The sequence below is a fragment of the Adlercreutzia sp. ZJ141 genome, assembly GCF_011038965.1.
In the GTDB taxonomy this organism is placed as follows: domain Bacteria; phylum Actinomycetota; class Coriobacteriia; order Coriobacteriales; family Eggerthellaceae; genus ZJ141.
On sequence record NZ_JAAKEB010000002.1, the window covers coordinates 23,430 to 34,490 of the forward strand.

The 11,061-nt window shown below is 55.8% G+C and carries 7 protein-coding genes; 2 read left to right on the forward strand and 5 right to left on the reverse strand.

Annotated features, from left to right (window positions below; translation table 11 throughout):
• Nucleotides 1–55: 55 nt before the first annotated feature.
• From G7Y44_RS01380 to G7Y44_RS01400, 5 genes are all read right to left on the reverse strand, one after another.
• On the reverse strand, nucleotides 56–820 hold the full coding sequence (locus G7Y44_RS01380; protein WP_165246966.1) for a TorD/DmsD family molecular chaperone: 765 nt from the start codon (nucleotides 818–820) through the stop codon (nucleotides 56–58).
• A gap of 123 nt (nucleotides 821–943) precedes the next feature.
• A complete protein-coding gene (locus tag G7Y44_RS01385) occupies nucleotides 944–1,549 on the reverse strand; it encodes a 4Fe-4S dicluster domain-containing protein (RefSeq protein ID WP_165046127.1) in 606 nt (201 codons plus the stop codon).
• Nucleotides 1,539–4,277, reverse strand: coding sequence for a molybdopterin-containing oxidoreductase family protein (locus G7Y44_RS01390; RefSeq protein WP_165246968.1), 2,739 nt, complete (start codon nucleotides 4,275–4,277; stop codon nucleotides 1,539–1,541). Before G7Y44_RS01390 ends, G7Y44_RS01385 begins: the two co-directional genes overlap by 11 nt.
• Nucleotides 4,278–4,325: 48 nt before the next feature.
• Nucleotides 4,326–4,973: a hypothetical protein gene (locus tag G7Y44_RS01395; RefSeq protein ID WP_165246970.1), complete on the reverse strand. Its 648-nt coding sequence runs from the start codon at nucleotides 4,971–4,973 to the stop codon at nucleotides 4,326–4,328.
• Between the two features lie 208 nt (nucleotides 4,974–5,181).
• Nucleotides 5,182–6,795 (reverse strand): response regulator transcription factor, encoded by a 1,614-nt coding sequence (locus G7Y44_RS01400; protein WP_165246972.1) that lies wholly within the window; start codon nucleotides 6,793–6,795, stop codon nucleotides 5,182–5,184.
• 291 nt (nucleotides 6,796–7,086) lie between these two features.
• Between G7Y44_RS01400 and G7Y44_RS01405 the strand changes: the two genes are divergently transcribed.
• Nucleotides 7,087–8,484, forward strand: a complete 1,398-nt coding sequence (locus tag G7Y44_RS01405) for an ATP-binding protein (protein ID WP_165246974.1) — start codon at nucleotides 7,087–7,089, stop codon at nucleotides 8,482–8,484.
• A 416-nt stretch (nucleotides 8,485–8,900) separates the two neighbouring features.
• Nucleotides 8,901–10,952, forward strand: a complete 2,052-nt coding sequence (locus G7Y44_RS01410) for an ABC-F family ATP-binding cassette domain-containing protein (protein ID WP_165246976.1) — start codon at nucleotides 8,901–8,903, stop codon at nucleotides 10,950–10,952.
• Nucleotides 10,953–11,061: the final 109 nt, after the last annotated feature.

The following is an 11,061-nucleotide window of genomic DNA, read 5'->3' on the forward strand; positions in this document are numbered from 1 at the left end:
GGGACAACGGGGACGTAGGGTATTGTCCCCGTTGTCCCAAACCCGCTGCTGTCCGTTATAACAGAACTCCTGATGGCTCGGTTGGCTTTGCAGGCTCGAGAAGCTCTTCGAGTAGCGCACGGTTCTCGCGAATGTAGCACAGAGTCATCTTGGTGATGGCGGGGTAGAACGGCAGCTTAGCCCATGTTTCCACGCGGCCGAGCAGGTCGGGCACCCAGTTCAGCAGATGTTCGTCGATAAACGCAAGCTGCGTGTGTGCTAGAGCTTCGGCGGAGGGAGCCTCGGTGTCGGTTTCGGCTACGGTGTCGATTTCGGCTTCGACTTCGGCCTGAATCGCCTCGGCGATACGTCCGCTCATGCGAGACATGAACTCCAATTCGAAAGCTAGGTGGTCTTCTGGCACATTCAGATCGCGCGGGATAACCAAGCCGTTTTCCGCATAGATGCGCACGACATCGTCGCGGGAGTCCTGCATCATAATGCCTTCAGGTGAGGTGTACACGCTTTCGTAAGGTACTGCTGTGTCGCCTTCGTATACGCCGGCGGCAAGGAATACACGAGCGTAGTCAACTGCCAGGTCTTGCCGCGCATTCGCACCGCGACGTGCCAGGTAGCGACGCATGTCTGCACAGGCGTGGGCCATGTCTGTGTCATCGTCGGGATAGTCGAATCCGCTTTCGGCCAAGCCATTTATCTGTTCTTCGGTTAGTTCCAGATAAAAAATACTACTCAGCAGCGCATAAAACGCTTGAGCGTTCTCGAAAAACGCACGGGCGTCCTCACGTGAGGTATCCTCAACAAAGGTAAGGTGATTCCCCATGACAAACCCTTCTTTTCGCTCGCAAATAATCACTTGCACAATAGGCGGCGGAGATACAGCACCTTCTCCGCCGCCTTTTTTCGTTACTTACGCACAGGCCTTGTGTAAGCTTTGCTTAGGAGTTTACACGTTGCTGACCTGCACTGCGTCGTCGCTTACCCATGTGGCATACTTGGGCGAGAGCAGGTACACCGTAGTCGGCCCATTACCCGTGTCGGCTAGTTGATGACGATCTGCCTCGTCGTAGGCAGCGATGGCTTTAGACGCATCGCTTTCGGGATCGTCGAGGTCGCCGTAGAAACGCGCCTCGCCACAGCAGGCCTTCACGCATGCGGGCAGCTCGCCCTTGTCGGTAAGGGGCTTACACAACGTGCACTTTCCTACCACACTCTCGGCCTCGTTCAGGGCACGCACGCCATAGGGGCATGCGCTCAGGCACGACTCGCAACCGATGCAGGTCTCCTGATCGATGAGTACAATACCCGTTTCTTCGTCGCGGTAGGAAGCGCCGGTTGGGCACACCTCCACGCACGGCGCGCCGGCGCACTGCTGGCACATGGTGGGCAGCCAGTACTGTTCGATATTGGGGAAGGTGCCGTTCGGTCCTACTGGTGTCACGCGACTCCAGTACTGCCCTAGGGGCACGTCGTTCTCCTGTTTGCACGCCGCCTCGCAACCGAAGCAGCCGATGCAGCGGTTCAGGTCGACAACAATAGCATTACGCGTCATAGACGGCATAACCTCCTCCCGTTTCGTCGGTCACCTCAGGCAGCCACGGCGTGAATTCCTTCGGCTCGGTCCACACGCCCTCAGGCGCGCTGTCGGCCTTCGTCACCTTCACAGTAAATCCGCGTAGCGTATAGGTGCCGAACTCCGGATTGTACGGCTTATCGTTCTTGGTCAGTATGTTTACATTCATAACCTTCCAAGCACGCGACGGATCGTCGGAGTCAAGCAGCTCTGGGTTCCAGAAGCGCTCTTGGTAGATTACTTTGGGTGCGATGCCTTCGGTGATGTGAATGCGGCCCTGAATCTTGCCGCGGCGGCTTTCCACGAAGCACCAGTCGCCTTCTTCCACGCCGATCTCGGCGGCCGTCACCGGATTCACCCAGGTCTGCGGCACGGGGTACATCTCGCGCATCCAAGGAACGTTGCGCAGCGTGCCGTGGTGATACATTGGCACGCGACCCTCGGTGAGCACGTAGGGGAACTCGGTGTCGGTAAGCGGTGATTCTGCAGGTTCTTCGTAGTGTGGCAGCGGCAGATAGTCAACACTGGCCGGGGGCAGCACGTAGTTGTCCCAGAACGATGCACCAGACGGACCACCCGTGCGGCCAGTGATGGTCATAGCTTCGGCATAGGGCTCCATGCGGTGCGAGGTGGTGGCGAAGCCTGTCGGCAGGCCTGTTTCCGGGTTCTCCTTCTCGTAGCTTTCGTAGCTTGAGGTGATCCACTCTTCCATAGGCATGAACTCGGCCGGCAGCTTTTCGCAGCATTCGTCCCAGCTCCACTCTTCGCCGAACGACTTGCTCATGAATGCGGCCAGATAGCCCTTATACTCGTCGTAGGTCTTCCAGTAGGGGCCGGCGGCACCACAGTTCTCGGGGTCAAACGCCATCTGAGCCTCTTTGTGACCACGGTCGGCTAGAGCGGATACGATCCACGACCAGATGAGCGTTTCGTCTACGTGCTCGAAAGTATGAACCACGTCGCGGCGGATAAGCCAAACGTTGCAGCGGTCGGCACCGTAGGCAGTTTCGAGCCACTCGGCCGTGGGCAGAATCATGTCGGCAAGCTCGATAGAAGTTGTCGTGGGATACATATACATGTGCACGATGAACTTCATCTTCTTCATAGCCTCAAGGAAGGTGGACGAGTCGCCGATCATAGCAAGTTTGTTGCCGGAACGGTCGATCCACATTTCGGGCTGATAGGGCTCGCCGGTGTTCATGGCCTCCATGATGGTGGGAATGTGCGAGGCCATCCAGTAGTTCAGACCCTTGTGCTCGATGATACCCAGACGGCGGTTTACTACTTCCTCGGTTGGCGAGAGCGGTGTGGGGCCAAACAGGTTGAACGGGAATAGGAAGTAGGTGCCGAGCGACTGGTTCTTGCGGCTCTGGATAGTGTTGCCCTGATGGCATGCGTTACCCATGAGCGACTCGATGATGGTTACGCCCTCGGGTACCTGAGCCGACTGCGCGTACTGGTCGGTAGCAACGCCCAAGCCGATGCCAGAGTGCGGAGATCCTTCGCAATAGAGCTTAATGGCCTCCTCGATGGCGTTCGCTTCGCACCAGGTGATTTCGGCAGTGTGCTCAAGCGTCCACTCGGCACAGTTGTCCCACACGGCGCGGAATGCAGTGCGGCTCTTTTTGCCGTTTACTTCGAATTCGCCGTCGAGTACAGGAGCGATGCTGTCGTCTTGTGGCCAAGGCATGGCGGCAGGTGCGTTGGTGTTTGAGTCCCACACTACGTAGTCAGTTGCCTCGCCGATGCCCAGCTCGTCGGCATGGTAGAGCAGCATCGTTTCCTCGTTGATGAGGAAGGGCAGGTTCGTCCATTTCACACACCATGCCTCATCGTAGAGTTTGTTCTCGATGATGTAGCGGGTCCAGCCATTGGTCATAGCCACGTCGGTACCGGGACGAATGGGTAGCCACACATCGGCCTTGGCGGCGTCGGGAGTGAAGCGCGGGTCGATGACCACGGTCTTCATCCCCTTCATGCGCAGGTCGTTTACGGCACGCCCGCCGGAGGGAACGTGGCTTTGTGACGGGTCGGTGCCCCACATGACAAGACAAGAGGGAACCGTTTCGGTGTAGTAAATCTCGCCTACGGTAGAGTCGGCGATAGATGTGTCGTTGCAGCCGTTGAGCATAGGTTGAGTGCACATGCGGGGCAGGTAGCACTGGGCGCAGCCCGGCTCGAAGAAGTTACCGCCGCCAAATGCCTGTAGGAAGCGATGCAAGCCGAAGAACTGCGGGTTTCCGCCGCCACCCGTGGAGATAACGAGCTTCATGGGATCTTTCTCGTAGATTTCCATGAGGTTGTCGGCGATGGTGTCGATGGCTTCTTTCCAGGAGATACGCTCCCATTCGTTACCACCGCGCTCTCCCACGCGTTTCATGGGGTATTTCATGCGATTGGGATTATAGAGTGCCTGAATAGCAGCCAAACCCTTCGCGCACACGCGGCCTTTCGACATGGGATCGATCGGGTCGCCTTCGATCTTGATAACGCGCCCGTTTTTCACATGCACCAGTACACCGCAGTTTGAGATGCATGCGCGGCACGAGGAATGAACAATTTCCACCCCCTCTTCACTTGATTGGTCGGCACCCGTGTCAGCCGGCTTTTGCTGCTCCATATTGGAACAGCCCGTCGCTGCGCACGCGGCAGCCGCAGCTCCGGCCACCATGAGAAAATTACGGCGCGTCAACGTAGCTTGACTCATACGCGTTTCCTCCTCCTTTTCCTCTCTTCTCGTTACCTTGCGCGACTGTTATTCGGCCAGGATCGCTCGTCCTGTGTCGGTTACAGTCCACGCTTTTCCATTCCACGCGAGCGCGCCGATAGATTCCAGCGAGCCCGTGAAATAGCTTGCATGGAGGCTGTCTATGCCGCGGGCAGCCTCGGTTTCGAGCATGTCGGCACATTTAAGGGTTTCTTGCAGCTCACGAGTGGTTTTTGGAGTTGCGGCACAAGCGGTAAGTACTGCAAGAAAAGCGCCCCTGCGCTGGGGATAAGGTGCTATCAAGTGATTAAAAGAGCGTTCCTCGCGCACATCGGCTGCCACAGCAATACCTTCGGGTGTGGATGTGAGCGTGACAGATACAACAGCATCCTCGGCCACATCTTCGTCGGCTTGCAGATCTTCGAGTGTTCCGGTATAGGGCTCGCCGTCGACGAAAACGCACTTGCGCAACGCGCCACTTCGCACGAGCGCGCCAATGATGCCAGCGGCGCTCTGAATCTGGCTTTGAGAGGTTCGCTGAATCTCACAGAACGCGCATGCTTCTTCTTCATCTTGCTCGTCGCAGCAGTACTCGATGAGCGCGCAGCAGATGTTTCGATACGCCGGATTTGCCTCTATCATACGTGAGGTGCGCTTGTATGTTTCGGGGTCAAAGCCGTCAGAGTTGTGCTCCATGATAATGTCCCTCCCCGCCTAAAAAACGACTGTTTATCGGCCGCGTATGGGTATTAGCCTGATTTCGTTAGCTTAACGGGGAAGTGATGCCGTACGAATCGTTCATCATGGATGAAACCGACGTATTTTTCGCCCTCACTCAAATTGCATGAAGGAAGCGACCTGGGAAAACTCTGAAATTGGTGAAGGATGATCGAGCGAGGTTTCCCTAGCTATGTGTGCACTCGCTGCCCGTGCCACCCTCGCGTTCGATGAATTCCATCAGCTCACGGCGGCTGTGTACGTCGAGCTTTACGTAAATGCGGCGGACGTGGGAGCGTACCGTATTGAAGGAGATAAACAGCTCGTCGGCGATAGCTTTGGTGTCTTTGCTGAGTGCCAGCAGCTCGAGTACGTCAGCCTCGCGTTGCGACAGACCGTGATCGACAGCCAGCACGGCGCACAAGCGTCGTAGCGACGCTTGGTATCCGCCGAGTGCCGAGGGGATGGGTATCTCTGTCGGCAGAGCTGGTGTTAGTTTGTAGGTAGTGGGAGCGGAAAGGGCAGGGGTGGGCGAGGTTGTGACGGATGTAGCAGATGCGATGCTGAGAGTGTCATCAACATCCGAATCACGCACTGCAGGCTGCATGAGCGCGCGCACGTCGTCCAAACGCAGCAAGAACAAGCTCGCCACCACGCATAAGATAATGGAAGCCGCCATAATCAAAGAAAACGAGCGGGGAGACACTTCAATGGCATACAAAAGCGAACCTGCACCCATGCCGGCGGTCGCCCCTAAACACGCCGCCCCAAAACCGATACCAATTACTTGTACTGCCAAGCGTCCCGAACGAAATGATACACGGCAGAGCAGACCCCACAAACATAACAGCGTCACGCCGAAGAGTACCGAGGATACGTCTCCCATGATCACCGGCGTCACATTCAGTAAAGCCAGCACCAGCACTGTGAGCACCGAACCGAGTAGAATCCCGTAAAACAGCACTCCGAATACCGTATGGCGTGGTGCTATCCACGCCATAACCACAATAGCCATAGCTGCTGCGATGAGTCCGAGTCCTACAAGGCATCGCGATGTGGCGAACTGACTCAGTTCGATCAGATTAGGATAGTAGCCTCGTGTGAGGCTCAGTAAAAACAGCAGCATGACGATGTAGGCAATCAAGCGTGCCAATTTCGTTGAGATACGAGGGTATTCAAGTGAACGGTCAGCATCCGTAAGGGCGAGCGAAGTTCCCTCACTTACGTCGAGTGACAAGAGGAAGGCTGCTAAGGGCAAAAGCAGTACGAGTACGACAACTGCCAGTGATCGTAGTTCGCACAGGAGCAGCATTGTATCTAACGCATACACAAGTACACCAAGCATGAGTGCGCATCCCATGCCCACCAGCGCCGCGCGCGTATCCACTTCCGAAAATGCAATAGCTACGCGTAGTGCAATAAGTGCCGTTACGCACCCAGTGAGCACTGCCGCCGTGAAGAATAGTGGTGTGGGCAGCATGGGTCCGTTTAAAACCACAAGGGTGGCCGCTGCGCCTATACACGATGCCCACGACAAGGGGCGCTCACCTAGCAGGCGACGCATGGTCCACTGCGGGAAAAAGCTCAGTGCGATGAGTGTCACACCCAAGGAGAGTGTCGATATCACAAAGGCACCTGACGTCGCTTGGCGTGGGTCGATGTCAGCGGGAAAGAAGGCATCGGTACTGTAGATAATGGTGATCCACGCGATCCAAAAGCTTGCGCCGATAACACCGAAAGTGGGTACACGCCCCATCGAGTGCATCAGGCGCTCTTCTCCGAAGCCTAACTCTTCTCTCATTCTTAATCTCTCCGTGGGAATTCTCCATGATCTTTCAAGTATACGAGGATGGTCACCGGATGCAAGGGTCGGTAGCATTTCGGGACCTCAAGACGCCACCTTGCAAATGCAGGACAAGCCTTAGTCAGTGTTTCCCTACATTTCCTCGATGAGGCATTTATGGGTTTTTGTCTGTAGACAGTAACCATGTATCTGTAAGTCAAGTCTACTTTAGTCAAATCAACTTTACTAAAGTAGACTTGACCATTAAGATATAGTTCAATGTAGGACTTGCGTGGAAAGAGGCTCGTCATGTTTGTTGGTCGTGAAAGAGAACTTGCCACTTTGGAACGCTTGTATCAATTGGGTTCTTTTCAGTTTCCGGTCGTTTATGGACGCAGACGGGTAGGAAAAACGACGCTCATTAATAAATTCATCGGTCGTAAACCGGTAGTCTTTTTTACGGCAGTGGAAAACGATGAGCGCACGAATCTGCGCAACTTGAGTCGCGCTCTCTTTCTCTTCGAGTACCCCGATCGCAATCCCGACTCGGCGCCGCTGTTTGCCGATTTTCAAACCGCATTCGAGTTCGTTTTCACGCTTGCTCGTGAAAAGCAGCTCGTTTTCGTCATCGATGAATATCCTTATTTGGCGAAGGCGAATCCAAGCGTGTCGTCGATTCTTCAGGCGCTCATCGACCGAGAGCAGGCCTCATCGAAGCTCTTTTTGGTGCTGTGTGGCTCATCACTTTCATTCATGAAAGAGCAGGTGTTGAGCGAAAAGAGTCCTCTCTACGGGCGTAGGACGGCCCAAATCGAAGTCAAACCCTTCGATTTTTTCGACAGCATGGCATTTTTTCCCCATCGCGACCCGATCGAGGTAGCTCAGATTTACGGCATGGTTGGTGGTGTTCCGCTGTATCTGCTTCAATTTAGCGGCAATGGCAGTTTGCACGAGCTAACAGAGACAGCCATGCTCGATCCGAGTTCGATCCTGTACGAAGAGCCCATCAATCTGCTATTACAAGAGGTGCAGAAAGCCTCTCGCTACAATGCTATCGTGGGGGCTATTGCCGAGGGCAGAGCGCAGAATAACGAGATTGCCACGGCGGTCGGAATCACGTCGGCAGAACTCGCGTATTACCTAAAAGAGCTTGAGCGTATCGGGCTGGTTACTCGGGATGTTCCGGTGGTGAAGAGTAACAGGGGTGCTTTGTATCGATTGTCAGACAATCTATTCCGCTTCTGGTATCGCTTCGTGCTGCCTTATCGCTCAGCCATCGAACGCGGCATGAAAGGGCGGGCGTGGCAAGCCATTGAGAATTCTTTGTCTGAGTACATGGGTCCGGTGTTTGAAGACATATGCGTCCAGTGGCTTTGGCGACAGGCAATTACGGGTGAGCTTGAGGTTGATTTCGACGATATTGGGCGCTGGTGGGGCAATGACCCGCGCTTAAGGCAAGAAGCGGAAATTGATATCGTAGCAGCAGAGGGAAAGCGTGTTGTGCTTGCCGGTGAATGCAAGTGGCGAAATGAGAAGTTCCCCCTTACCGAATTGAAGAAACTTGAGCACCGCGTGTCTCTTGTTGGCGAGTTGGCGGATGTACGTTTGTATGGCTTCTCAAAAACAGGCTTTTCTGAGGCGTGCTATGAGTGGGCGCGTGCCGAAGGGAGGGTTCGCCTTATAACCTTTGCTGATATGGTAGCGTGACGCTTCATGTGGTGGAGCCAGTGGGACAACGGGGACGTAGGGTATTGTCCCCGTTGTCCCAAAGCCGCTGTCTTGCAAGGCTGATTCCTGTATCCACGTCGTCTGACGATACTACGGGAAGATCGGGGTGTTGCGCCCAACTTTGAAACTTAGGCAATTTAACTGGGCGTTTTTCTCGTAAAGACCTGCTCGCCTTTCGTGAGGGCGTGTCATACTTTTCATGAAGTTAGAAAGGAAGGATTTCTCATGCCTGAGCTAAAATAGCTTCGCCTATGAGATGAGTGCATAGACTGCTCGTTTTGGCTCCGAGATTGTAGTTCCGAAGCTTGGTTTTGTTGATTGATTTTGGGGATCATACCCGCTCGGACGCTGCTTACAGGAAGGGGCGGCCGCAAGGTGAAAGGAAGCCGCTGACCATGATCATGCAGCTTGAACATATATCGAAGTCGTTCGGAGCGCGCACGCTGTTCTCCGACGTGATGCTTCGCCTCGAGGAATACGATCGCTTGGCGCTGGTGGGACCAAACGGCGCGGGCAAGACTACGCTGCTCAACATTATATCGGGACATGAAGATGCCGATGAAGGTCACGTGCTGCTGGCGAAGGGCGCGCGCGTGGGCTACCTGGAGCAGGAAGCCATCGAGATGCCCGATCGGGCCATCTTCGAAGAAGTATTGTCGTCTCAGGTGGAGATTCTTGCCGCCGAACGCCGTTTGCAAGAGCTCGAACAGGGCCTCGGCGACAACCCCACGCCACAGCAGCTGGCTGCGGCGGGCCGCGCCCGTGACGCGTACGAGGTGCTAGGCGGCTACCAAATTGAAGCAAAGGTGCGCAGTGTACTGTTCGGTCTGGGCTTTAAGGAAGATGACATGCGTCGGGCGACCACCGAGTTTTCCGGCGGCTGGCAGATGCGCATTGCGTTGGCGAAGCTGCTCATTCGCAATCCCGAGGTTCTGCTGCTCGACGAGCCCACGAATCATCTCGATCTTGAAAGCGTGAAATGGCTTGAAGGGTTTTTGCGCGGGTATTCTGGCACGGTGATCGTGGTCAGTCATGACCGCGCGTTCATGGACAACATGGTTGACCGTGTGGCAGAAATCGACAACGGCAAGGTAAACCTGTTCAAAGGCAACTACAGCGCTTACCTGAAGGAACGTTCTGCGCGTATTGAGCTTTTGCGTGCGAAGCGCACCAAGCAAATCGACGAGATGCACCACCTTGAGGCGTTTGTGGAGCGGTTCCGCTACAAGGCGACGAAGGCTCGCCAGGCGCAAGAGCGCGCCGCCCGTTTGGAGAAGCTACGCGTTGAACTGGTGGAAATTCCCGAAGAGAAAAAAACGGTGCATTTCAACTTCCAGCAACCTCCCCGCACGGGCGACATGGTAGTGCGTGCAACGGGCTTGGTGAAGCGCTTCGGAGATAAAGTGGTATACGACGGGCAGGACTTCACCATGTACCGCGGCGATAAGATAGCGCTGGTGGGTCCGAATGGTGCTGGCAAGTCGACGCTGCTGAAGATGGTTGCCGGGGTGCTTGCACCCGATGAGGGCACCATCGAGTACGGCGTGCACGTGAGCAAGACGTACTACGCGCAGCATCAGCTGGAAGAGCTACATCCGGGTAACACGGTGTTTGAAGAGCTCGACCACGTGGCTCCCGGTTGGACCATATCGCAGGTGCGCACGCTGTTGGGCGCGTTTTTGTTCGTGGGTGATGCGGTGGACAAAAAGGTGAGCGTGTTGTCGGGTGGCGAGAAGAGCCGTTTAGCGTTGGCGAAGATGCTTGTTGCGCCGCGTCCCTTGTTGTGCTTGGACGAGCCTACGAACCACCTGGATATTGCGAGCGCAGACATTCTGGAGCAGGCGCTTTCCGTCTTCGAGGGAACAATCTTGTTCATCACGCATGACAGGCACCTTATTCGCAGCGTGGCGAACCGCATTGTTGAGGTGACGCCGGGCAAGCTTGCGGTGTATGACGGCGACTACGACTACTATTTGTACAAGAGTGGGCAGCTTGCTGGCGAGGCCCCGAAGGAGCAGTCGCTGGTTGACGAGGTGATGGGCGCGGCGTCTTCGCCGTCTGCGTCATCGGGCGGGGCGAAGGACGCTCGCTCTGGAGTGGCTGGCAAAGACGTTCGCACCGGCACGGCGGGCAAGGGCAGCGCGCCGAAGACCAAGGAACAGAAGCGCCGCGAAGCCGAGGCGCGCAACCGCGCATATGCGGCACTGAAGAACCACAGGAAGCGCATTGCGCAGCTCGACGCGCGGATGGAACGCGACAATAAGCGCGTGGCTGAGTTGTTGGAACTGATGGCCGATCCCGACTTTTACATTAACGAGGATGCATCGAGCAATGCTATTGCCGAACACGCGAAACTGAAGAAGCGCTTGGCGGAAGCCGAGGAAGAATGGCTGCTGCTTACCGAAGAACTTGAAGAGGAAATGGCCCGTCAGGCGGAAAATGCGTAAAGGTGTACGCACTGGGCGCCGTGGGACATCGGGGACGGGGTGGGACATCGGGGACGTAGGGTATTGTGACGCGCCGGCGGGAAAAAAAACGAAGGTCCCCCATTGCCAC